General features: G+C 68.2%; 24 protein-coding genes, 1 tRNA gene and 1 riboswitch. Of the genes, 12 read left to right on the top strand and 13 right to left on the bottom strand.

Annotation, left to right across the window (positions count from 1 at the left end; translation table 11 throughout):
- The 4 genes from ACFPZ3_RS05710 to ACFPZ3_RS05725 all read right to left on the bottom strand — a co-directional run.
- The coding region (locus tag ACFPZ3_RS05710; RefSeq protein ID WP_379512879.1) for an FtsW/RodA/SpoVE family cell cycle protein at positions 1 to 592 on the bottom strand (592 nt) is incomplete at its 3' end.
- Positions 593 to 1,900, bottom strand: coding sequence for a Stp1/IreP family PP2C-type Ser/Thr phosphatase (locus tag ACFPZ3_RS05715; RefSeq protein WP_379512880.1), 1,308 nt, complete (start codon positions 1,898 to 1,900; stop codon positions 593 to 595). It lies immediately after the preceding gene.
- On the bottom strand, positions 1,897 to 2,367 hold the full coding sequence (locus tag ACFPZ3_RS05720) for an FHA domain-containing protein FhaB/FipA (protein ID WP_379512881.1): 471 nt from the start codon (positions 2,365 to 2,367) through the stop codon (positions 1,897 to 1,899). Before ACFPZ3_RS05720 ends, ACFPZ3_RS05715 begins: the two co-directional genes overlap by 4 nt.
- A 17-nt stretch (positions 2,368 to 2,384) precedes the next feature.
- Complete coding sequence (locus ACFPZ3_RS05725; protein WP_379512882.1) at positions 2,385 to 3,125, bottom strand: FhaA domain-containing protein; 741 nt, start codon at positions 3,123 to 3,125, stop codon at positions 2,385 to 2,387.
- A gap of 199 nt (positions 3,126 to 3,324) precedes the next feature.
- Here ACFPZ3_RS05725 and ACFPZ3_RS05730 point away from each other — a divergent pair.
- A tRNA-Leu gene (locus tag ACFPZ3_RS05730) sits at positions 3,325 to 3,407 on the top strand.
- Positions 3,408 to 3,724: 317 nt separating this feature from the next.
- Here the strand turns inward: ACFPZ3_RS05730 and ACFPZ3_RS05735 are convergent.
- Both ACFPZ3_RS05735 and ACFPZ3_RS05740 read right to left on the bottom strand, forming a co-directional pair.
- Positions 3,725 to 4,735 (bottom strand): hemolysin family protein, encoded by a 1,011-nt coding sequence (locus tag ACFPZ3_RS05735; RefSeq protein ID WP_379512883.1) that lies wholly within the window; start codon positions 4,733 to 4,735, stop codon positions 3,725 to 3,727.
- Complete coding sequence (locus ACFPZ3_RS05740; RefSeq protein WP_379512884.1) at positions 4,732 to 6,084, bottom strand: hemolysin family protein; 1,353 nt, start codon at positions 6,082 to 6,084, stop codon at positions 4,732 to 4,734. Before ACFPZ3_RS05740 ends, ACFPZ3_RS05735 begins: the two co-directional genes overlap by 4 nt.
- Positions 6,085 to 6,328: 244 nt before the next feature.
- Between ACFPZ3_RS05740 and ACFPZ3_RS05745 the strand changes: the two genes are divergently transcribed.
- Entirely contained in the window at positions 6,329 to 7,645 is a 1,317-nt protein-coding gene (locus ACFPZ3_RS05745; RefSeq protein ID WP_379512885.1) for an LCP family protein, read from the top strand.
- A gap of 7 nt (positions 7,646 to 7,652) precedes the next feature.
- Here ACFPZ3_RS05745 and ACFPZ3_RS05750 read toward each other — a convergent pair whose 3' ends face one another.
- Entirely contained in the window at positions 7,653 to 8,312 is a 660-nt protein-coding gene (locus ACFPZ3_RS05750; protein WP_379512886.1) for a GOLPH3/VPS74 family protein, read from the bottom strand.
- Between the two features lie 23 nt (positions 8,313 to 8,335).
- Between ACFPZ3_RS05750 and ACFPZ3_RS05755 the strand changes: the two genes are divergently transcribed.
- Together ACFPZ3_RS05755 and ACFPZ3_RS05760 are read left to right on the top strand one after the other, a co-directional pair.
- Positions 8,336 to 8,941, top strand: a complete 606-nt coding sequence (locus ACFPZ3_RS05755; RefSeq protein WP_379512887.1) for a TenA family protein — start codon at positions 8,336 to 8,338, stop codon at positions 8,939 to 8,941.
- Positions 8,942 to 8,971: 30 nt separating this feature from the next.
- The gene (locus ACFPZ3_RS05760) at positions 8,972 to 9,850 is read left to right on the top strand and encodes an Fpg/Nei family DNA glycosylase (RefSeq protein WP_379512888.1); all 879 of its coding nucleotides are present in this window, start codon (positions 8,972 to 8,974) and stop codon (positions 9,848 to 9,850) included.
- Here the strand turns inward: ACFPZ3_RS05760 and ACFPZ3_RS05765 are convergent.
- Positions 9,843 to 11,243 (bottom strand): MFS transporter, encoded by a 1,401-nt coding sequence (locus tag ACFPZ3_RS05765; RefSeq protein ID WP_379512889.1) that lies wholly within the window; start codon positions 11,241 to 11,243, stop codon positions 9,843 to 9,845. The genes ACFPZ3_RS05760 and ACFPZ3_RS05765 overlap by 8 nt on opposite strands.
- A gap of 76 nt (positions 11,244 to 11,319) precedes the next feature.
- Between ACFPZ3_RS05765 and ACFPZ3_RS05770 the strand changes: the two genes are divergently transcribed.
- The 3 genes from ACFPZ3_RS05770 to ACFPZ3_RS05780 all read left to right on the top strand — a co-directional run bounded on the left by ACFPZ3_RS05770 (position 11,320) and on the right by ACFPZ3_RS05780 (position 13,637).
- Complete coding sequence (locus ACFPZ3_RS05770) at positions 11,320 to 11,754, top strand: winged helix-turn-helix transcriptional regulator (RefSeq protein WP_379512890.1); 435 nt, start codon at positions 11,320 to 11,322, stop codon at positions 11,752 to 11,754.
- A 77-nt stretch (positions 11,755 to 11,831) separates the two neighbouring features.
- Positions 11,832 to 12,155, top strand: a complete 324-nt coding sequence (locus tag ACFPZ3_RS05775; RefSeq protein ID WP_379512891.1) for a rhodanese-like domain-containing protein — start codon at positions 11,832 to 11,834, stop codon at positions 12,153 to 12,155.
- A 54-nt stretch (positions 12,156 to 12,209) separates the two neighbouring features.
- A riboswitch (TPP riboswitch) is annotated at positions 12,210 to 12,325 on the top strand.
- Positions 12,315 to 13,637, top strand: a complete 1,323-nt coding sequence (locus ACFPZ3_RS05780) for a purine-cytosine permease family protein (RefSeq protein WP_379512892.1) — start codon at positions 12,315 to 12,317, stop codon at positions 13,635 to 13,637. Its footprint overlaps the riboswitch before it by 11 nt.
- On the opposite strand, the gene ACFPZ3_RS05785 is transcribed toward ACFPZ3_RS05780, so the two are convergent.
- Positions 13,600 to 14,175 carry a methylated-DNA--[protein]-cysteine S-methyltransferase gene (locus ACFPZ3_RS05785; RefSeq protein WP_379512893.1) on the bottom strand — a complete coding sequence of 192 codons (576 nt, stop codon included), beginning with the start codon at positions 14,173 to 14,175 and terminating at the stop codon, positions 13,600 to 13,602. The two genes, ACFPZ3_RS05780 and ACFPZ3_RS05785, sit on opposite strands and share 38 nt — an antisense overlap.
- 94 nt (positions 14,176 to 14,269) lie before the next feature.
- On the opposite strand from ACFPZ3_RS05785, the gene ACFPZ3_RS05790 reads away from it, so the two are divergent.
- Entirely contained in the window at positions 14,270 to 16,138 is a 1,869-nt protein-coding gene (locus ACFPZ3_RS05790) for an ATP-binding protein (RefSeq protein ID WP_379512894.1), read from the top strand.
- A 142-nt stretch (positions 16,139 to 16,280) separates the two neighbouring features.
- On the top strand, positions 16,281 to 16,712 hold the full coding sequence (locus ACFPZ3_RS05795) for an ATP-binding protein (RefSeq protein WP_245641903.1): 432 nt from the start codon (positions 16,281 to 16,283) through the stop codon (positions 16,710 to 16,712).
- On the opposite strand, the gene ACFPZ3_RS05800 is transcribed toward ACFPZ3_RS05795, so the two are convergent.
- From ACFPZ3_RS05800 to ACFPZ3_RS05810, 3 genes are all read right to left on the bottom strand, one after another.
- Complete coding sequence (locus ACFPZ3_RS05800; RefSeq protein ID WP_379512895.1) at positions 16,696 to 17,337, bottom strand: YidC/Oxa1 family membrane protein insertase; 642 nt, start codon at positions 17,335 to 17,337, stop codon at positions 16,696 to 16,698. The two genes, ACFPZ3_RS05795 and ACFPZ3_RS05800, sit on opposite strands and share 17 nt — an antisense overlap.
- Positions 17,338 to 17,409: 72 nt before the next feature.
- Positions 17,410 to 17,607, bottom strand: a complete 198-nt coding sequence (locus tag ACFPZ3_RS05805) for a DUF6412 domain-containing protein (protein WP_379512896.1) — start codon at positions 17,605 to 17,607, stop codon at positions 17,410 to 17,412.
- A complete protein-coding gene (locus ACFPZ3_RS05810) occupies positions 17,607 to 17,780 on the bottom strand; it encodes a hypothetical protein (RefSeq protein WP_379512897.1) in 174 nt (57 codons plus the stop codon). The genes ACFPZ3_RS05805 and ACFPZ3_RS05810 overlap by 1 nt, the downstream gene beginning before the upstream one ends.
- Positions 17,781 to 17,874: 94 nt before the next feature.
- On the opposite strand from ACFPZ3_RS05810, the gene ACFPZ3_RS05815 reads away from it, so the two are divergent.
- Positions 17,875 to 18,570 (top strand): response regulator transcription factor, encoded by a 696-nt coding sequence (locus tag ACFPZ3_RS05815; protein ID WP_379512898.1) that lies wholly within the window; start codon positions 17,875 to 17,877, stop codon positions 18,568 to 18,570.
- Positions 18,570 to 19,697, top strand: coding sequence for a sensor histidine kinase (locus tag ACFPZ3_RS05820; RefSeq protein WP_379512899.1), 1,128 nt, complete (start codon positions 18,570 to 18,572; stop codon positions 19,695 to 19,697). Before ACFPZ3_RS05815 ends, ACFPZ3_RS05820 begins: the two co-directional genes overlap by 1 nt.
- Before the next feature lie 5 nt (positions 19,698 to 19,702).
- On the opposite strand, the gene ACFPZ3_RS05825 is transcribed toward ACFPZ3_RS05820, so the two are convergent.
- Positions 19,703 to 20,098: a hypothetical protein gene (locus ACFPZ3_RS05825; RefSeq protein ID WP_379512900.1), complete on the bottom strand. Its 396-nt coding sequence runs from the start codon at positions 20,096 to 20,098 to the stop codon at positions 19,703 to 19,705.
- A gap of 187 nt (positions 20,099 to 20,285) precedes the next feature.
- On the opposite strand from ACFPZ3_RS05825, the gene ACFPZ3_RS05830 reads away from it, so the two are divergent.
- Positions 20,286 to 20,633, top strand: a complete 348-nt coding sequence (locus ACFPZ3_RS05830; protein WP_379512901.1) for an STAS domain-containing protein — start codon at positions 20,286 to 20,288, stop codon at positions 20,631 to 20,633.
- The last annotated feature ends 200 nt before the right edge of the window (positions 20,634 to 20,833 follow it).

The raw sequence follows: 20,833 nt of genomic DNA on the forward strand, positions 1-20,833 counted from the left end.
CGCGCTTGGCCACCAGGTAGCCGGCGAAGAAGACCACCAGCGCCAGCTTGGCGAACTCGCCCGGCTGGATGGAGAAGGAGCCGATCCTGATCCAGATCTTCGCGCCCTGCACCTCGCTGAGCGAGCCGGGCAGCAGCGCCGGGATCGCCAGCAGGACCAGGCCGATCGCGCCCGCCGTGTAGGTCAGGCGCTGGAGCACCCGGTGGTCACGCAGCACGATCAGCGTGATCGAGAACATGACGACCCCGACCCCGGTCCACATGATCTGGTTGGCCGTGGAGGCACCGCCCATCTTGGCGGCCTCCAGCCGGTAGATCATCACCAGCCCCAGGCCGTTGATCACGGTCACGAGCGGCAGGATCAGCGGATCGGCCCACGGGGCGAACTTGGCCAGCACCAGATAAGCGGCCAGCATCAGACCGCCGAGCCCCAGCCCGTAGGCCAGCATGCCGGCGGGAACCTGGCCGTCCACGGCCAGGCCCACGTTCGCGTACGCGACCATGACGATCACCACCGCCAGGGCGAGCATGACCAACTGGGCCATGCGTCGCTTGGCGGGCATCGGGACGGGGTCGACCGCGACTTCGCTCATCTACTGCTGCTTCGTCTTGGTAGTGGTGGGGGTTGGCTTGGTGGGCGTCGGGGACGCGGTGGTCTTCGCGGGGGTCTCGTTGTCCTTCTGCTCCTCGGTGGTCTTCATGCCGTTGATCTTCGTCACCCCTTCGGCCTCGGTGGTGACCGGAATGCCGCCCTTGATCAGGGCCTGGTCAGCCTCGGAGAGCTTGGAGAGCCGCCTGCCAGTGGGCTTGGAGACATGGAAGAGCGGGAACGGACCCAACTCCCGCTGGATCCCCTGGAACACGACCACTTCGTCGCCACTGGCACCGACGAAGAACTGGTCCTGAGTCCACTGGTATCCAAAGTAACCGGCGCCGACGATTCCGACGATGCCGACACCGAGCACGGTGACCAGCACGGGCCACATTCGACGGCGCTTGCGCGATCGCCGGGGCGCCGTCTCGGCGACCGGCTCATCGAGCTCGCCGTCGGTGAGCACCGGTTGGGGTGCGGTCACCGCGCCGGCTCGCCCCGGCGCGAGGTCCTGGGGACTTCCGTACAGCCGGGTCATGCCCGCGGCGCCGACGATGGCGATCTCGTCGGGCATCTGCTGCCCATCGGTGATCTCCAGCACGTCGGCCAGCACGCACGTGATGTTGTCGGGCCCGCCACCACGGTTCGCCAGATCGATGAGCTGGCGGACGACCTCTTCAGGGTCGTCGATGTTGGTGAGCGTGGCGTGCAGTGTCTCCGCGCTCACCACGCCAGAAAGGCCGTCGGAACACAGCAGATAACGATCGCCCACCTGCGCCTCGCGGAGCGTGAGATCGGGATCGACCTCGCCGCTTCCGTCGAGCGCGCGCAGCAGGATCGAACGCTGCGGATGCGTGGCCGCCTCTTCCGGCGTGATGCGCCCGTCGTCGACGAGCTGTTGGACCAGGGTGTGGTCATGGGTGATCTGGTAGAGCTCCCCGCGCCTGAGCAGATAGGCGCGCGAGTCGCCCACATGCACCAGAGCGACCTGGGTGCCGTGCCAGAGCATGGCCGTGAGAGTCGTCCCCATGCCTTTGAGGCTGGGATCCCGCCCCACCATCTCGTGCAGCTTGCGATTGGCGTCGCGTACCGCCGCCTCGATGGTGTTGAGCAGGTCACCCCCCTGTTGAGCCTCTTCCAGAGAGGCCATGGCGGCGATGGCGACTGAACTCGCCACCTCGCCGTGAGCGTGCCCGCCCATGCCGTCGGCGACGGCGAGCAGGCGGCCGCTAGCGTACGCCGAGTCCTCGTTTCCTTCGCGGAGGAGGCCGACGTCCGAGCGGGCGGCGTAGCGGAGTGCGATGGTCATTTGCGCAATTCAATGACTGTCTTGCCGACGCGGATCGGAACACCGAGCGGCACCGGGGTCGGGCGGGTGACTTTCGAGCGGTCGAGATACGTGCCGTTGGTGGACCCAAGATCTTCCACGATCCATTGACCGTCCTGAGGGAAGAGCCGGGCATGCCGGCTGGAAGCGTAGTCGTCGGTGACTACCAGCGTGGCGTCAGTCGCCCGGCCAATGGTGATGGGCGTCTCCGTGAGATTAATGGTGGTGCCTTGAAGTGGGCCACCGGTAACGATGAGCTGGCGTGGCTCGCCCTTTTTGCTCTTGGGCTTGGCCACCGGTTTCGCGGGTTTCGTACCTTTACGTGCGCCCGCGGGAGCCGTGCGTGAGCCGAACAAGTCAGTCCGGATCACGCCGACTGCGGCAATGACGAAGAACCACAGCACCGCCAGGAAAGCGAGCCGGATCAGCAGCAGCGTGAGCTCGGACATGGACCGTCTGTCTACCTCTAATCGCGCCGGAACACCAGAGTCGTACGCCCCAGAGTCACTCGCGTGCCGTTCTGGAGCTCGACCCTGCGTACCGGCTGGCCATTGACAAAAGTGCCGTTCGTCGATCCGAGATCCACGAGGGCCACGAGCTGGCCCTCGACGCGTAGCTCCGCATGATGCCGCGAAACCCCCGGATCGACGAGACGAAGATCGCAGTCGGTGCCCCTGCCTAGCAAGGTCACCGGAGTGGTGAGCTCGTAGGAGCGGTCGCCCTGCGGATCGTCCTGAGTGGAGACGAGCAGCCGGGGCCGCCCGTTGAAAGCCCCGGGCCTCGACGGTGGCAGGTCGCTCGCCGGTTGGCGAATCTCGTCCTGCTCGACCGTCGCGCCGCGGATGACGCCTGAGCGGATGCGGAACAGCCCCACAGCCAGGTCACCGGCGGTTTCGAAGCGCACCCGGACCGGTCCCACGAAGGAGTAGCCCTGTTCCTTGGCGTACTCCCTGGCGAGGTTGGCCAGTTCGTGGCTGATGCTGTCCGCATAGACCTCAAGCCGTTCGGCATCGGTCGTGGACAACTCGACCACGAAGTCGTTGGGCACGAGCGTGCGACCTTGAGCGACGATCGCCGCACGCTCATCCATCTCCCGCTGAACCGCGCTGGCGACCTCGACCGGCTGAAGGTCAGATTTGAACGCCCGCGCAAAGGCCCCCTCAACCAAGCCTTCGAGCCTTCGCTCGAAGCGCTGAAGGACTCCCACCGGGTACCTCCCTTCCTCCGTGCATATGATCGCGGCCCCCAGACGCTTCGGCGCCCGGTTCCCGCTCGTTCCACGTCACGGCGTCCCTGGCGCTCGTTCAGCTGTCGCGCCCAGCTCCTCCGCTCACGTGTCTTATGCGATCGTATCCGGGTTCAGTACCAGTGACTGTTCCGTGCTACTGTTCTTTCCGCACCCACAAGGGCGGGTGGCGGAACGGCAGACGCGCACGGTTCAGGTCCGTGTGTCCGAAAGGACGTGAGGGTTCAAATCCCTCCTCGCCCACTCGTTGACTGGGGACCCTTGGTCGCTTGCTTTGCAAGCTTCCATTGGTCCCCTCGTCATGTCTACCCGGGGGATAACCCCCGGACCCCCAGCAATTGTCGCTTGACGCTCCTGGGGCTTTGCCCCAGACCCCATCACAATCCCTGCCGGGTTCGGGTTCCCACCCTGGCGAAGCCAGAGGGGGATGGCAAGAGGTTGCTTGCTTCTTTTCTGTCCGTAGCGGGTGTGGGTCGCCTTCGGAGTGTGGGGCCGGGGGGTTGCAACCCGCTTTCTCATGGCTTGCGTCCCTTCCCGGGCCCTTGTGGCTTAAGTCACAGTTATGCGGCTCTTGTGTCCAAGAGTTCTCCGACCAAATCTGTGAGGCTCACCATTCCGATGACGGTTCCATCCTGATTCGTTACTAGAGCCAGGTGGGATCTCTGTTCTTGGAGGATCGTCACCGCTTCTGGGACCTGGGTGGTGCAGGTCAGCTTCGGTAGGGGTCTTGCCAGGTCTGCCGCGTTGCTTGTGGGGGTCAGCAGCGCGTCTCTGACGTGTAGGGCTGCGGTTATGCCTTCTGGGCCTTCTACCAGGAGTCTTAGGTGGGCGCTGCCTGCTGCTGTTTTTTTGATCTCTGTGGCTGTTGCCGTTGCCTTGACCTTGACTGCCTTGGCTATGGGGACCATCAGGCGTTCTATGCCTTCGTCGTCTAGTCTCAGGGCCCGCGTCAGGAGGTCGTGTTCCTCTCTGTCCAGGAGGCCCATCCGGCCTGACTCGCCTACCAGCATGGCCAGTTGGCGGGGGGTTCTGGTGGTTGTCAGTTCGTTTCTGGCCTTGACGCCGAAGAGGTGGAGGATGAAGTTCGTCGCCGCGTTCAGGGCCGAGAGCAGAGGGCGCATGACCGTGGTGAAGGCTCTGAACGGGAACGTGAGGATCAGGGCCGCTCGTTCCGGGTGAGTCAGAGCCCAGGACTTGGGGGCCATCTCTCCGACGACCATGTGGAGGAAGGTCACCAGTGTCAGGGCGATGATCAGGGCGATCGGGACTCGCATGGGCTCTGGGACGCCTACCAGGCCGAAAACCGGCTCCAGGTAGTGCTCTATCGCCGGCTCCGTTACCTGGCCCAGACCGAGTGTGCACAGGGTGATGCCCAGCTGGGCGCCCGCGAGCATCAGGGAGAGTTGCCTGCTGCCTCTCGCCGCCGATCTGGCGGCGAGCCTGACCATGCGGTTGCCGCCCGAGGCCATCTCCTCCAGGCGGTGGCGTCTGGAACTGACGAAGGCGAACTCCGCCGCCACGAACAGCGCGTTGAAGACCAGCAGGGCCACGCTCAGGATGATCATGGTCATCGGCGTGTCGCCTCCGCGTGCTGGACCGGGGTCAGGCGGACCCATTCAGGGACTCGCCGGTTGAGGGACATGACCGTCAGTTCTGCCGTGTCCTGTCCGTTCTCCTCCGCGAACGGATCCACGTCGTCCGGGGTGACCTCGACCGTTATCGTGTCGCCGGGGTTGGGCATCCTGCCCAGCTTGGCCAGGACCAGGCCGGCGAGGGTGTCGTAGTCGTCGCTCTCCGGCAGGCCGAGGCCTGTCGCGCGTTCGACCTCGTCCAGGCGCAGCCGGCCGGGGACCTCCCAGATCCCACCCGGCTGCTCCACCGCGCCCGCCGGCTCCGGGTCGTTCTCGTCCACCAGCTCGCCCACCAGCTCTTCTGCCAGGTCTTCGATGGTTATCACGCCTGCCAGGCCGCCGTACTCGTCGATGACGCAGGCGATGTCGTCCTTCGCCGCTCTCATCCTGTCCAGCACCGCGGGGAGCGGAACCGAGTCGGGGACCAGGAGGGCGGGGCGGGTGATCGTGGCGATCAGGCCCTCGTCCAGACCGGAGGACAGGAGCTCGCGGACGCCTGTCACGCCTGCCACGTCGCCGTCCTCCGCCAGCACCGGGTAGCGGGAGTGACCGCAGGTGCGCATGGCGTCCAGGAGGTCGGCTATGGGCTGGGAGCTGCGCAGGACCACCACTCTCGGGCGGGGGACCATGATCTCCTCCGCCGTGCGGTCGCCGAATTCCAGGGCCCTTTCTAGGAGATCGGACAGCCTTGCCGGGAGTTCGCCCGCCTGGGTCGACTCCGCGATGATGCGGGAGAGCTCCTCCGGCGTCGCGCCGTGCTCCACCTCCTCCACCGGCTCGATGCCGACGCGTCGGAGCAGGCCGGTGGCCGCCGAGTCGAACAGTTTGACTACGGGGCCGACCATGGAAAGGTAGGCCAGGGTCGAGCCGGCCAGGAACTTGGCCACCGGCTCCGGCCTGGCTATGCCCAGGTTCTTGGGAGCCAGCTCGCCCACGACCATCTGCACGACTGTCGCCACGAACACGCCTGCCGCCACTGACAGGCCGGTCATCGCGGCGTCCGGCAGGCCCGTGGCCGCCAGCCAGGGGCGCACCAGCACGGCGATCGCCGGTTCGGCCAGGAAGCCGACCAGCAGTGCCGTGACCGTGATGCCCAGCTGGGCGCCGGAGAGCATGAAGGACAGGCGGGAGGTGACCCGGAGTGCCTTTTCTGCCGAGGTGTCGCCCGCGGCGGCCTGCTCACGGAGGAGGCCGCGGTCGGCGGCGACGAAGGCGAATTCCTGGGCGACGAAATAGCCGGTCGCCGCGGTGAGGAGCAAGAGGGCCAGTAGCCCGAGATAGGCGCTCACCGTAGTGAGCCCTCAGAGTAACCCGTGCCCGAGCACGGGCTAAGACTCCACGGGTCCGGTTCGGACACGATCATCCCTTCGATAGAGGTCGTCCATAACCGTAACGACGCTGGTGGCATCTATGTTTCCGCAGTGACTCTCCGCTAGTTCCGCGTACTTTTCCGTGGGAAAAGCTTGGCGGAACGTCTTCACTGCTAGGGGGTTGGACGTAGCGTTTATGACAAAGCGAAGGGAAGTAGGCGAAGTGTCTGAGGACGACCGGACGCGGGCCATGCGCTCGCCAGGCGATGGCCGCCCGCTGCCACCAGGGCTGGGCGACGACGGCCTGCGCTCGGGAGGCGCGCCCGCTCACCGGATGCCGGGGGGAGGAGAGCCCGCGGCGCCCACGCACAAGCTTCCCGTCGTTCCCCCTGCTCAGTCCGAGCAGCCGCCGCCACCTCGCGGCGCTGGTTCACGGGCCGAGCCGTCGCCGCCTCGCGGCAGCAGCTCACGGGTCTACGGCCGGGAGCGGGCCGGGAACGCCCCGGTCCGGCCGCTTCGGTCGTCGAGTGATCATGATGAGGCCGCCGTCGGTCATAAGCCCCCCAGGAAGCCGCGCAAGGGCTTCTCCTGGAGGGTCGCCGGCACCGTCGTCGCCGGGTTGCTGGTCCTCCTCCTGGTCGCCGCCGTGGGGATGATCTTCTGGATCGACTCCCGTCTCGTGGGCATCGACGGTGTGCTCGATGACTATGAGGGACGGGTCGCCGACACCCCGGGCACCAACTGGTTGCTCGTGGGCTCCGACAGCCGTAAGGGGCTGACCGCCGCCCAGCGGAAGAAGCTGGCCACGGGGAAGGCCGCGGGGCAGCGTACGGACTCGATGATGTTGCTGCACATCTCCGATGCCGGCGACAAGCCGACGCTGGTCAGCCTGCCGCGCGACTCCGCCGTCACCATTCCCGGCAAGAGCCGCGACAAGCTCAACTCCGCGTACGCCATCGGCGGCCCCAAGCTGCTCGTCCGCACGGTCGAGACCGTCACCGGGGTGCACATCGACAACTACATGGAGATCGGCTTCGCCGGGTTCGTGGACATCGTGGACGCCGTCGGCGGGGTCGAGATCAACGTGCGCGCGGCCGTGAACGACCCCAAGGCGGGGCTCAACCTGAAGAAGGGCCCCCAGGAGCTCACCGGCTCCCAGGCGCTCGGCTACGTACGCACCCGCAAGGGCGGCGCGCTGCCCGACTTCGAGCGGACCAAGCGGCAGCGGCAGTTCCTCGGCGCGGTCGTGAAGAAGGCCGCCAGCCCGGGAGTGCTGCTCAACCCGTTCACCGCGATCCCGCTGGCGTCGAGCGCCACCGACGCGGTCGAGGTCGACTCGGGGACCGGGACGTTCGACATGCTCTCGCTGGGTCTGGCCATGGGTGAAAGCCCGGTGACCACGGTGGTGCCGTTCGGCGGGAACGAGGTCGTCGCCGGTGGCGGCTCGGCCGTCAAGTGGGATCGGACCAAGGCGCTGGCGCTGTTCAACGCGTTGAAGGAGGACAAGCCGGTGCCGAAGGAGATCGTGGACGCCGGCTGAGCCCCCCTCAGCTCCCCGATGAGGCCGTCGTGGCGGCCGACGTGGCCGCGGTGATGGCGGCCACGGCGGCCGCGTTGGCGGCGGCGATGGTCTTCGCCACCGCGTCGCCCGCCCACTCGCCCTTGGCGATCTGCTTGACGCGCGCCCTGTCGGCGCCGGGGAACGCCTTGCGGTCCAGTTTGGCCGCGTGCACGATCGCGATCAGGACCGCCGTACGGGGGTCGGGGTCCGCGCCCGTCAGGACGGCGGAGACCCGCTCCTTGACGTTCGCCTCCACGCTGGGATCCGCCTCCGGCCAGCGAGTGACCGGGAAGAGGCCGAGCACCGTGCTCTGCTGCTCCGTCAGCACGCCGGTGGTGGCCAGGCGGGTGAGCAGGCGCTTGCGCAGCTTGCCCGACTGCAGCTTCGACAACCGCCAGGCCGGACTCCTGGGCGCGCTCTTGTCGGCGATGCGGGCCAGCAAGGCGTCGAGCTCTTCGTCACCGAGCGGAGTCGGGTCCTTGATCGTCACCTTCTTCTTGGTCAGCTCCACGCGGTCGGTGACCGCCAGTTCGGCCAGGAGCGCTCCTGCCACGGCCGGGTCGAGCTGGGTCGTGTTGATGATCTGCTTGCCCTTGTCGTCGCTGTGGGCCAGGAGGAGGAGCTCCTCGGCGATCGTCACCCTCATCCTTCGACACTAACCTCCCAGCCATGAGTGTTTCGGAGAAGTTGCACGCCATCGGGCGGCCGTTGCTCCAGGATCAGCTCCTGCACCCCACGGTCGCCGGCATCGGGCGCGGCGATCTGCCGGAGGCGGTGTTCCGGTCGTGGCTGGAGCAGGACTATCTGTTCCTGCTGGACTACGTACGGGTCTTCGCGCGGCTCGCCTGGCAGGCGCCCGACGCGCACCTCGGTGACCTGGTGGACCTGGCGCACACCACTTTCCATGACGAGCTGAGCCTGCACAGGACGATGTCGGCCGAGTTCGGGGCCGATCTGGAGGGGGCCGTCAAGGGGCCGGCGTGCGCGGCGTACACGGCGTTCCTGCTGGAGTCGGCGGCGTCGTACGGGGAGGGGCTGGCGGCGCTGTATCCGTGCATGTGGGGATATTCGAGTCTTGGGCGGATATTGGCGGAGAATCCGCCTGCTGAGCCGAGATATCGAGCTTGGGTGGACACGTACGCGGACCCGGGGTTCGAGGCGCTCACCGTGCGCATCGGGGAGATGATCGACGAGGCCGATCCGGATCCCGCGCGGGCCGAGGCCCTGTTCGCGGAGGGGATGGCTCACGAGCTGGCGTTCTGGGACGTGCCGTGAACAGTCGGGGGCGCATCGTACTCTGGTGACATGCCCGAACTTCCCGAAGTGGAGTCGCTCACCCACTTCCTGCGCGAGCGCGCGGTGGGCCGCACGATCCTGGGGGTCGACGTGGTCGCCTTCTCGGCGCTCAAGACCTTCGACCCGCCGGTCACGGCGCTCGGCGGGCTGACCGTCACCGGCGTGGCCAGGCACGGCAAGTTCCTCGACCTCGACTGCGACGGCCTGCACCTGGTCATCCACCTGGCCCGCGCGGGGTGGCTGCGCTGGCGCGACGACCTCTCGGGCGCCAAGCCGGTGCGGCCGGGCAAGGGGCCGCTGGCGGCGCGGGTGCGGCTGGCGCCCGACGACGAGGGCCTGGCGCCGGGGTTCGAGCTGACGGAGGCGGGGACGCAGAAGCGGCTGGCCGTCTATGTCACGAAAAATCCGGACGATGTGCCCGGTGTTGCCGCGCTCGGCCCCGACCCCCTCGCCGAGGCGTTCACCGTCGACGCGCTCAAACGCATCGTGGGCGGCAACCGCACCCAGATCAAGGGGTTGCTGCGCGACCAGAAGGTCATCGCGGGCATCGGCAACGCCTATTCGGACGAGGTGTTGCACGTGGCGAAGATGTCCCCGTTCAAGGTCGCGGCGACACTGACCGACGCGCAGATCGCCGACCTGCACGAGGCCATCGTCACGACGCTGCGCGACGCGGTCGAGCGGGCCCATGGGCTGGCGGCCAAGGATCTCAAGGCGGAGAAGAAGTCGGGGCTGCGCGTGCACAACCGTGCCGGGCAGGCGTGCGACGTGTGCGGCGACACGATCAGGGAGGTCTCGTTCGCCGACTCCTCGTTGCAGTACTGCCCGACCTGCCAGACAGGCGGCAAGCCGCTGGCCGACCGCCGCCTGTCCAAGCTGCTCAAGTAGCGCTCAGCACCTGCCGCCGGGCTCGGGTGCGCAGGCCGGCGACGGCGATGACCGCGGCCAGCAGCGTGGCCGTCACGGGCACCACCAGGGCGGTGCGCATGGCGTCGAGCCCGGCCTCCGCGCTCGACGCCTGGCCGAGGGCCGCCACGTTGACCGCCGTCACCATCGACAGGCCCAGGGCCGCGCCGAACTGGAACGAGGAGTTGATGAGCCCGCCCGCCAGGCCCTGCTCGTGTTCGGCGATGCCGTCGGTGGCCACGATCGTCAGCGGGCCGTAGACGAAGGCGAACATCAGGCCGATCAGCAACATCGACGGCAACATGGCCGCGTACGTCCAGTCCAGGCCCACCCCGAGGAACAACGCGTACGCCAGCAGCCCCGACACCAGGCCGCCGAGCACCACCCTGGCGTTGCCGTAGCGGTTGACCAGCCACGGCGTGAGCGTCGGGGCGAGCACCACGTCGGCGGCGGCCGCCAGCAGGGCCAGGCCTGTCTGGATGGCGGACCAGCCGCGCAGTTCCTGGAGATAGAGCGTGATCAGGAACTGGAAGCCGAAGAACGAGGTCGTGAGCAGGGCCGCCATCAGGTTCGCCCGGACCAGCGGGCCCGAGCGCAGGAGGCCGAGGCGGACCAGAGGAGTGGCGGAGCGGCGTTCGACGGCGATGAAGACCGCCAGCAGGGCCAGGCCGCCGGCGAAGGCCGCGACCGTCAGGGGCAGGCCGTCGGACGGGTGCTCCAGGCGTACGACGCCGTAGACCAGCGCCATCATCGCGCCCGTGATGCTCACCGCGCCCACGAGGTCGAAGCCCCCGGCCGGGCGGCGTTCCGCGGCCGGCTCCTTGAGCAGGGGGATCGCGGCGATCAGGAGGGCCAGCGACAGCAGGACCGGGGCGAAGAACACCCAGCGCCAGCCGATCGCGGTCAGCAGGCCGCCGATCACCAGCCCGAGAGCGAACCCGCCCGCCGCCGTCCCCGCGTAGATCAGCAGGGCCCGGTTGCGCCGCGGGCCCTCGGGGAAGGTCGTGGTGATCAGTGAGAGCCCGGCGGGCGTCATGAACGCGGCGGCCACCCCCGTGACGAACCTGGCCACCAGCAGCACCCACCCCTCGTCCGCGAAGCCGCCGAGCCCGGAGAAGAGCAGGAACACCACCAGCCAGAGCAGGAACATCCGCCGCCGGCCCAGCAGGTCGGCCGCCCGGCCGCCGAGCAACATGAAACCGCCGTAACCGAGCACGTACGCGCTCACGACCCCGCTCAGCATGCCCGTGGACAGCCCGAGGTCGGCCCGGATCGACGGAAGGGCGACGTTCAGCATGGCCACGTCGATGCCCTCAAGGAAGATGGCCCCGCACAAGATGATCAGTACGCCCCAGGAGCGGGCAGGGACAGACACAACAAACCCCCGGTTACTTCTCGGCATGTCAGTTATCTCTTGTAACCGTCCACATCATGGGCCAGCATGAAATGTCATGGAAGACGGCACTTTGAGGTCACTCAGTTACTGCGAAGGCACCATGGACGACGACTACGACGTACGCCAGTGGGACACCAGGGAGGACTGCGAGGTCCGGCAGATCCTCGACCGCATCGCCGACAAGTGGTCGCTGCTGGTCATCGCCCTGCTCGACTGCCAGAGCCTGCGCTTCACCCAGCTCCGCCGCGAGATCGACGGCGTCAGCCAGCGCATGCTCAGCGTCACCCTGCGTCAGCTCGAACGCGACGGGCTGGTCAGCCGCACGGTCTATCCCGTCGTGCCGCCCAGGGTGGACTACGCGCTGACACCGCTCGGCCGTACGCTGCACCAGACCATCAAGTCCCTGGTCACGTGGACCGAGCAGCATCAGGGGGAGATCGCCGCGGCGCGTGCCACCTACGACGCGCGTGTTCATGGCCTCACTCCGTGAGGCGGGCTCGGTCGCCAGATGCCGCCGTCGCTCCTCCTCCAGACGACGGCACTCCCTCGCCGCGAGATGATGGAGTCATGACCGTTCCTGAGATCGAGGCCAACGCCGTTCCCTCCGACGCCTACCTGCTCGACGTCCGTGAGCAGGACGAATGGCTGGCGGGGCACGCGCCCGAGGCCGTGCACATCCCCATGACCCAGATCCAGGGCCGGGTCGAGGAGGTCCCCGACGACCGCACGGTCTACGTCGTCTGCCGGGTGGGCGGCCGCTCGTCGCAGGTAGCGGCCTGGCTCAACCAGATCGGGCGCGACGCGATCAACGTCGGGGGCGGCATGCAGTCGTGGGAGTCCGCGCGCCGGCCGATGGTGAGCGAGACGGGACAGCCGCCCTTCGTGGCGTGAAGTCACCCACTATGGCGGATTAGTCGCCATTGAGGCATGATGAGGGCGCCAACTACAGATCGTCGCGGGAGCTCGGGGTCGCCGGGCTGAGAGGGCAGCTAGAAATCCGCTGCCGACCGCCTGAACCTGTCCGGGTAATGCCGGCGTAGGGAGTGCGCGATGACGCATGGCGTCGAAGAAGTCCCTCTGACCCTCGAAGGCACGGCGCCGAGGACCCTCGGGGTGCTCGACCAGGGTGCGCTCTGGGCGAACCTGGGGGTCAGCCTGCTCGGCTTCTCCGGAGCGCTGTTCCTGCTCGACCCGCTCGGCAACGCCCCGCTCAGCCTGGCCGCGGCGCTGGTGGCGACGGTGGTCGGCAGCCTGATCGGCACGGCCATGGTGGGGCTGTCCGCCATCCCTGGCACGCGGGAGGGCAAGCCCGCCATGGTGCTGCTGCGCGGGCTGTTCGGGGCCAGGATCTCCTACGTGCCCACGGTGCTGAACATCGTGCAGATGCTCGGCTGGGGAGCCTTCGAGCTCTGGGTGATCGCGCAGGGGGCCACCGCGATCTTCGGTTCGGTCCCGTACCAGGTGTGGGTGATCGTGGCGGGGGTGCTCACCACCGCGCTGACGATCTGGCCGCTCGGGTCGATCCGGCTGCTGCGCCGGTACGTCACCGTCGGCGTGATCGTGGCGATGGTCTGGTTCGCGGTGTTCTTCCTGCGTGAGGCCCCCACGCACGAGGGCGGCACCTGGACGGCCTTCCCCGCCGCGGTGGACTACGTGATCGCGCTGTCGGTGTCGTGGGTGCCGATGGCCGCCGACTTCGCCCGCCACTCGCGCTCCGGCCGGGCCGCCTTCACCGGCGTGGTCGGCGGCTACACGCTGGCCCAGGTGGCGTGTCTGGGGCTGGGCGTGTACGCGGTGGCCATCGCGGGCGGGGCGGAGGCGGGGTCGGTGTTCGGCGCGTTCGTCGCGGTGCCGCTCGGCGCGTTGTTCTTCGGGATCCTGGTGCTGCGCGAGACCGACCAGTCCTTCGCCAACGTCTACTCCACCACGGTCTCGCTGCAGAACCTCATGCCGCGCATGGACCGGCGCGTCTTCTCCGTCGTCATCGGCGTGCTCACCGTGCTGATCGCCCTGGTCGCCGACGTCAACTCCTACGGCGCGTTCCTGGGTGTGATCGGGGCGGTGTTCGTGCCGATGTTCGCGGTGCTCGCCGTGGAGTATTTCGTGCTGGGCGGCGCCGGCCGCTGGAACACCGCGGAGAACGCGCCCTCGCGCTGGTCGATGCTGGTGCCGTGGGCGCTGGGCTTCGTGGCCTACTGGCTGACGACCTCGACGCCGACGGTCCCCGAATGGGACGCGCTGTGGAACGGCGTGCGCGAGGCCATCGGCTTCACCCGGCAGCCGTGGATGAACGGCGCGCTCGGCGGGGCCTTGGCAGCCGCGCTGGTGACGCTGCTCATCGGCCTGCTGCGGCGCTCCGCTGCTCGACGTTGAGCAGGTGCTGCTTGGCGTGCGCGCCGCCCGCGTAGTCGCCGAGCACGCCGTCCTCGCGCACCACCCGGTGGCAGGGCACGATCACGCAGAGCGGGTTGGAGGCCAGCGCGTTGCCGATCGCCCGCAGCGCGCGCGGCCGGCCGATGCTCTCGCCGATCGCCTCCAGCGTCGTGGTCGTGCCGTAGGGGACCGCCATGGTCTTCTGCAGCACCGTACGGGCGAAGGAGGTCGCAAGAGCCAGGTCCACCGGCGTGGCGAACGCGCGCAACCGCCCGGAGAAGTACGCGTCCAGCTCTCTGCGCACCGGGTCGAGCCGCCTGGCGTCGGGCCCGATGAAGCTGCCCACATGCCTGGTGACCAACTCGTAGACGTCGTTCTCCGCCTCGAAGCTGCAGGCCGCGAGGCCCTTGCCCGTCACGGCCAGCACCAGCCTGCCCACGGCCCCGTCGTAGGTGCCGAAGGCGATGTCAGGGAATGTGTCACCCCGATAGGTGCTGGAGGTCACCCTCAGCAGGGCATCGAGATCGTTGCTCGACATACCCTCACCCTCCTGCCCGTCGGGAATCACCGTGACCGCAGCGTATCGGACGGATCGCCCGACGTACCCACCGCGCCACGTGCACTATGGAGGAGTGGGGGACGAATGGGCCGGTAGTGACGATGAGATCTCTCGCGCGGTGCTCGCCAGCTCGCCCAACGCGGTCGTGGCGCTCGACCGCGACGAGAGCGTGCTGGTGTGGAACGCCGCGGCCGAACGCATGTTCGGATGGACGGCGGAGGAGCTGCTCGGGCGGCGGGCGCCGATGGTGCCTGACGAGCTGAGCGCCGAGCACAACGGCGTGCTGGAGCGCGTGCGGACCGGCGACCCGGTGTCGCTGCGCACCAAACGCCTGCACCGCGACGGAGACCTGCTCGACCTGCGGGTGGACATCAGCGCGTTGCGGCTGGGCAGCGCCGTGGCGGGCTACGTGTGCGTCTACCACCCGGCGCAGGCCGACGAGCTGGCCAGGAACCGGATGGCGCGCCGGGCCAGGCTCGTGCGCCGGCTGACCGACGTGGTCGGCGACATCAATTCCGAGCTTGAGCTGTCCGCCGTGCTCGATCGCATCTCGGCCAACCTCACCGAGCTGACCGGGGCCGACGCGGGCGGGTTCGTGCTCATCGAGGGTGAGCGGTTGCGACTGGTGAGCACCTACCAGTTGCCCGACTCGATCAGGGGCACCACCACCGACCTGCGGACGAGCCTGGTGGACAAGCTCTTACGCACCGGCAAGACCGTCATGCTGGAGTCCGACGGGCTCGGCGACCTGGTGTGGGCGCGGCTGGGCGGCCTGCACACGATCGCGCTGGGGCTGGCGGCCGTGGGCGGACGCCCGTACGGCGCCCTCTACGCGTTGTTCTCCCGGCGCACGCCCGGTCACCTGGAGCTGGAGCTGCTGGAGTTGCTCGCCGGGCACGCGGGCATCGCGGTCGGCAACGCGGTCGCCTACCAGGAGGCGGTGCGGCAGCGGGCGCACGAGCGGGCCGTGTTCGACGCCAGCGCGGACGGCATCGCCGTGCTCGACCACGCCGGCCAGGTGGTGCGGTGGAACCCGGCCGCCGCCGGGCTGACCGCGCTGCCCGCCGAGTCCGTCATCGGCGGGCCGCCGCCGTTCCCGCTGCCCATCGACGGCGAGAAGGTCACCTTCCAGATGGACAACGGGCGGTGGCTGGACGTGGTGAGCGCGCAGATCGAGGAGACGGGCGAGGTGGTCGTGGACTTCCGCGACGTGACCACGGCCAAGGAACTGGAGGAGGCCAAGGACCTGTTCCTGGCCACGACCAGCCACGAGCTGCGTACGCCGATCACGATCGTCAGGGGGTTCGCCAGCACGCTGGACGCGCGCTGGGACAAGATGAGCGACTCCGAGCGGCGCTCGGCCGTGCACACGATCGCCGAGCGGGCCAGGTCGCTGGGCGAGCTGATGGACCACCTGCTGCTGGGGGCCAGGGCGGGCGCCGACGAGCTCAAGGTGCGGATCGAGGAGTTCGACCTGGCCCAGCGGATCGAGGCGGCCACCCTGGGGCTGCCCGAGTTGTCGGACGTGCACCGGGTGGAGGTGGACGTCTCCGGCGGGCTGCCGTACGTGCTGGGTGACCCGCTGGCTACGGACATCATCCTGGGGCAGTTGCTGGAGAACGCGTTCAAGTACTCGCCGAAGGGCGGGTTGATCAACGTGGCGGCCTGGCCGGAAGACGACAACGTTGTTGTGGTCGTCGAGGATGAGGGAGTCGGTATCGCCCCGGCTGACCGGGAGCGGATCTTTGAGAGATTCGTCCAGGTGGACAGCGGGGACAGAAGACGGTTTGGTGGAGTGGGGCTCGGTCTCTACATCGTCCGCAGCCTCGCGAGGGCACAAGGGGGAGATGTCAGCGCTCATCCGCGACCGGGGGGTGGCACCAGAATGCGACTCGTGCTCAGGTGTGCGACCCCTATCGGATCCGACACACCGATGCGGTAACGAGGTGGTCACGGTTGCGCTGATCTATCGTCCAATGTGTACAAGCTGTGATCGAGATGCGGTTTCTGGGATCGAGTAACGGGGCATTTCGGTCGTACCGGGGAGTGTTCCCGCGGGGGGCACGGGTAACGGGGAGGTGGGTGTGTCAAGCGTGGTGCTGCTGCCGTACGCGCCGTCCAGCGTTGCCGTCGCCCGCCAGCGTCTGAGTACTGATCTGCAGGACAGTGGGGTCTTTTCCGCCGCGATCGATGATGCGGTGCTCGTGGTGAGCGAGTTGCTGAGCAACGCGCTGCGGCACGCGCACCCCCTGCCTTCCGGCATGGTCCGGGTGGCATGGCTGCGTAGCGACGATCACATCGAAGTGGCGGTGAGCGACGGGGGTGCGGCGACCGAGCCGCGGGCGGGACGCCCGACCCTGTCCTCGCTCGGGGGCCGGGGGCTCGGCATCGTGGAATACGTGGCGGAGAGCTGGGGGGTCAGGCACGACGGGGACACGACGACGGTCTGGGCCATCCTGCCCGCCCCCAGTCAGTCGGTGAACGGGCAGGTGGCGGCACTCAGAGAGGCCGGCTAGCGAGCACGGCCCGCTCGCCGACGGCCCACGCCGTCGAGACGAGCAGATAGAGCGCGCCCGCCAGTGGGAGCACCAGCGCGGCCAGCACCGAGCCGTACGGCAGCAGCGGCATGATCTTCTTCATCAGCTCCGGCTGCTCCTCGGCGACCTTGATCTGCCTTGCGGAGAACCACGCCACCGCCATGACCAGCAGGATGACCGATACAAAGACCAAAATCGGCATGCTGACCAGACCGTAATTAGCCACCGCCCCGGCGACCTGCTGACCCAGCGGAGCCCCGAACAGAGTGTGGCCGGCCAGTGCGGTCGGGTGCGTCGCCACCCGGTACATCAGCCACATGAACGGCAACTGCGCCAGCATCGGCAGGAACCCGGCGAACGGCGAGGTGCCTTCCTTGGCGTAGAGCGCGTTGAGCTCCTTGGACAGCCGTTCGGGATTGCGCCCGAAACGCTTCTGCAACTCCCGCAGCTTCGGTGCGAGGCGTTCGCGGATCTTCGTCGTACGGGCCTGGCGCACGTTGAGCGGCAGCAGCAGGAGCCGTACGGCCAGCGTGAACAGCACGATCCCGAGGGCGGCGCTACCCCCGGACATGCCGATGACGAACGTGACAAGAGAATCGATCATGAGCCCTGTTTCTCGGGAAGGGAAGGGGCTCACTCATGGAGAAAGCCCCGCTTGACGGGAAGCGGGGCACGCCTAAGGCGCTCGTGGACGCGAACGACCTGCCGCGTCAGGATCGCGCTGCCGCTGGAAGGCCGAGCGGCGCGCGTAGGTCAGCGGGAAGCTCGGCGACTCCCCGCTGAGGGTGGGCAGCAACGTGGCCGCCCACGCGGCCAGCAGCAGGATCGCCATCATGGTGATCCCCGCCAGCCACGGATCGAACAGGAGGTGCATCAGCTCGAGCGGGAGGACTTGCCGATCACGGTGACCGCGACGAACGCGATGAGGGCGATCACGCCGACGATCAGGACAAGCTTGAGCAGGGCTGCCAGCATGGGCAGCACGAAGGTGAACAGCACGAAGAGACCCAGCAGGGTCCCTATGACGAGCATGACGACTTTACTCATGAGGCAACCGTACGTCTTCGGGTAATGATCCGCGAGCCTTACGAAGCCATGACGTACATGTCACTTCCGGGCGGCCCCGCCGTACCGTGAAGAGGTGAACACGCGCATCCTGGTAGTGGACGATGATCCCACGGTCTCCGAGGTCGTGGCGCGATATCTGGAGCGCGACGGGCACGAGGTGGAGTGCGTGGGCGACGGCGTCGAGGCCCTGCGCAGGGCGCTGGCGCATCCGCCCGACCTCATGGTGCTCGACCTGATGCTGCCCAAGATCGACGGGCTGCAGGTCTGCAGGAAGCTCAGGGAGCGCTGGCCGGTGCCGGTGATCATGCTGACCGCGCTCGGTGAGGAGATCGACCGGGTGGTCGGGCTGGAGACCGGGGCCGACGACTACGTCACCAAGCCGTTCAGCCCGCGTGAGCTGGCGCTGCGCGTGCAGTCGGTGCTGCGGCGGGCGCGGGGCGCCTCCGTCACCGGTGGCACCGGGGTGTTGCGGGACGGCGATCTCGTGGTGGACGTGGGGGCCCATGAGGTACGGCTGCGGGGGGACGAGGTGATGTTGACCGCCAGGGAGTTCGATCTGCTGGCCTACCTCATGCGCAATCCGCGGCAGGCGTTCAGCCGGTCGGCGCTGCTCAACCAGGTGTGGGGGTGGTCGTTCGGGGACTCCTCCACGGTGACGGTGCACGTGCGGCGGCTGCGGGAGAAGATCGAACCGGACCCGACCGAGCCGCGGAGGATCGTCACGGTGTGGGGGGTCGGGTACCGGTACGAGCCCTTGGAGGGCGCGTGATGGCGTTCGCGCCGGTTCCGCCCACCGTGGCGGCCGGTGACCTGCCGATGGTCGTGGCCGTGACGGCCGGGCTGGGGCTGCTCATCTCGCTGGCGGGCATCTGGGTGATGTGGCGGCTGCGTACCCGGTCCATCGGGGTGATGCTGGCCGTGGTCGTGGTGGTCGCCGTGGCGGCCACGCTGGCCGGCGTCGTGGCGATCATCAACAAGATGATCATCGAGGGGTCGACCAAGGACTTCGTGCTGAGCGTGGTGGCCGTGGGCGGGCTGGTGGGGCTTGGGGTCGCGTTCGTGCTGGCCAGGAGGGTGGTCGGGGAGAGCAGGCGGCTGGTGGCGGCCGTACGCGAGATGCCGTTCGTGGCGCCGCGGGGGTTGCCGGCGGAGCTGCAGACGATCGCGAACACCCTGGAGGAGGCGTACGCGCGTGAGCGGGCCCTTGAGGAGGCACGGCGGGAGCTGGTGGCGTGGGTGAGCCACGACCTGCGTACGCCGCTGGCCGGGATGCGGGCGATGGCCGAGGCGCTCGAGGACGGGGTGGTGAGCGACCCTCCGACGGTGGCGCGCTATCACGGGCAGATCAAGCTTGAGGTGGAACGGCTGTCGGCGATGGTGGACGACCTGTTCGAGCTGTCGCGGATCCACGCGGGGGCGCTGCGGCTGTCGCGGGCCAGGATCGGCCTGGCGGATCTCGTGGCCGACACGCTGGCGGGAGCGGAGCCGCTCGCCCGGGCCAAGGGGGTGGTGCTCACGGCGGAGGCGGCTGCGGCCGTACCTGTGGAGGCCGACGCGGGCGCTCTGGGCCGGGCCCTGGGGAATCTGGTGGTCAACGCCATCCGGCACACGCCGTCGGATCGGACCGTGGTGCTCAGGGCCGAAGTGGATGCCGAGGGGATGGCCTGTCTGTCGGTTGCCGATTGTTGTGGGGGGATACCTGAGGAGGATCTGCCTCGGGTGTTCGAGGTGGCTTTCCGGGGGGAGGCCGCTCGTACTCCTACCGCCGACGGTGGGGCCGGGCTGGGGCTGGCCATCGCGCAGGGGATCGTGGAGGCGCACGAGGGGGAGATCGGGGTGGTCAACGACGGGCCGGGGTGCCGGTTCGAGATCCGGCTTCCCCTGGTCGGCGGCTGACTCTTTCAGGCGCTTTCCGGTACGTCGCGGGGTGCGCCGAAAGACTCCGACATAGCCCGAAATGTCGGGCATGGCCAGCGCCACATGCAGCTCCGGCACCGCAGGATCGGGTGGGCGGTGTCGCTCGTGATGCCCCCCGCGTCGCGCGGCTGATGGAGCTCGAGCAACCTGAGCCCGAGCTCCGAGAACCTGAGCAGCTCTGTGCGGGCCTCGGCGAGGAACTCGAGGTCCTCGACGGCCAGCCGGGTGCGGATCGGCACGTAGCCCTCGTGGTTGACCAGGCCGCGCAGGCGCCCTGCTTGCTCATTCCATGACGTGGCCTTCTCTGTGCTGATGAGGATGGCCTCCAGGCGTTCTCGGAGCCCCTGACGCTGCGGATCTTCGGGTTTATCTGCTTTCATCGATGCGGGGCCCTTCGGTCGTGCCCCAGCCCCTCCTTCTCCACGAAGCGATGCCGGTTCCGGTGTCACGCTGTCAAGCTTCGCGTACTCTCCGTTTTCATGGAGCCCAAACGGAGGACAAAAACCTGTGGTTCCCCTATCGGCGTGACAACGTGACCGGAAGCCTTCGCGCCGCTAGCCTGCCCATGTGGAGCTCAAGGTCTCGACTCGATCACATGCCGGGTGCGCACTCGTTGCCATCACCGGAGAAATCGACCTGTACACGGCGCCTCACCTGCAATCCGAGTTCACTCGGCTGTTGCAGGAGGGGCCTAGCCGGGTGGTCATCGACATGTCCGCCGTGGATTTCTGCGACTCCACGGGGATGAACGTGCTGCTCTCGGCGCTCAAGCGCATGAAAGAGCAGGGAGGGGAGCTGGGGGTGGCCGCGCCACGTCCAGCCGTACGGAAGATTCTGCAGGTCACCGGGCTCGACTCGGTGTTCACCGTCCATGATGAGGTTCCGCAGGAGTTCCTCATAACCGAGGGATCATGACGGGAACCGTGCACCTGGGCGGTGGCGGCTTCGGCACGGGTGGTGGCGCGCCGCGTCGTGGGGCCATGGCCGGCACGCGCGGCGTCGCCGTCGCCCGGTGCCGTCGCGGGCGCCGTCTCTCGTACGACGGTTCCTTGTACGGCGGTTCCTTGTACGGCGGTTCCTTGTACGGCGGTTCCTTGTACGGCGGTTCCTTGTAC

It is taken from the genome of Nonomuraea insulae (genome assembly GCF_042656245.1).

Bases quoted from the DNA above. Each gene is read 5' to 3' on its own strand.
- ACFPZ3_RS05715 (WP_379512880.1), bottom strand. From the start codon at position 1,900: ATGACCATCGCACTCCGCTACGCCGCCCGCTCGGACGTCGGCCTCCTC.
- ACFPZ3_RS05720 (WP_379512881.1), bottom strand. From the start codon at position 2,367: ATGTCCGAGCTCACGCTGCTGCTGATCCGGCTCGCTTTCCTGGCGGTG.
- ACFPZ3_RS05735 (WP_379512883.1), bottom strand. From the start codon at position 4,735: ATGACCATGATCATCCTGAGCGTGGCCCTGCTGGTCTTCAACGCGCTG.
- ACFPZ3_RS05750 (WP_379512886.1), bottom strand. From the start codon at position 8,312: ATGAGGGTGACGATCGCCGAGGAGCTCCTCCTCCTGGCCCACAGCGAC.
- ACFPZ3_RS05755 (WP_379512887.1), top strand. From the start codon at position 8,336: ATGAGTGTTTCGGAGAAGTTGCACGCCATCGGGCGGCCGTTGCTCCAG.
- ACFPZ3_RS05760 (WP_379512888.1), top strand. From the start codon at position 8,972: ATGCCCGAACTTCCCGAAGTGGAGTCGCTCACCCACTTCCTGCGCGAG.
- ACFPZ3_RS05770 (WP_379512890.1), top strand. From the start codon at position 11,320: ATGGAAGACGGCACTTTGAGGTCACTCAGTTACTGCGAAGGCACCATG.
- ACFPZ3_RS05775 (WP_379512891.1), top strand. From the start codon at position 11,832: ATGACCGTTCCTGAGATCGAGGCCAACGCCGTTCCCTCCGACGCCTAC.
- ACFPZ3_RS05780 (WP_379512892.1), top strand. From the start codon at position 12,315: ATGACGCATGGCGTCGAAGAAGTCCCTCTGACCCTCGAAGGCACGGCG.
- ACFPZ3_RS05785 (WP_379512893.1), bottom strand. From the start codon at position 14,175: ATGTCGAGCAACGATCTCGATGCCCTGCTGAGGGTGACCTCCAGCACC.
- ACFPZ3_RS05800 (WP_379512895.1), bottom strand. From the start codon at position 17,337: ATGATCGATTCTCTTGTCACGTTCGTCATCGGCATGTCCGGGGGTAGC.
- ACFPZ3_RS05805 (WP_379512896.1), bottom strand. From the start codon at position 17,607: ATGCACCTCCTGTTCGATCCGTGGCTGGCGGGGATCACCATGATGGCG.
- ACFPZ3_RS05810 (WP_379512897.1), bottom strand. From the start codon at position 17,780: ATGAGTAAAGTCGTCATGCTCGTCATAGGGACCCTGCTGGGTCTCTTC.
- ACFPZ3_RS05820 (WP_379512899.1), top strand. From the start codon at position 18,570: ATGGCGTTCGCGCCGGTTCCGCCCACCGTGGCGGCCGGTGACCTGCCG.
- ACFPZ3_RS05825 (WP_379512900.1), bottom strand. From the start codon at position 20,098: ATGAAAGCAGATAAACCCGAAGATCCGCAGCGTCAGGGGCTCCGAGAA.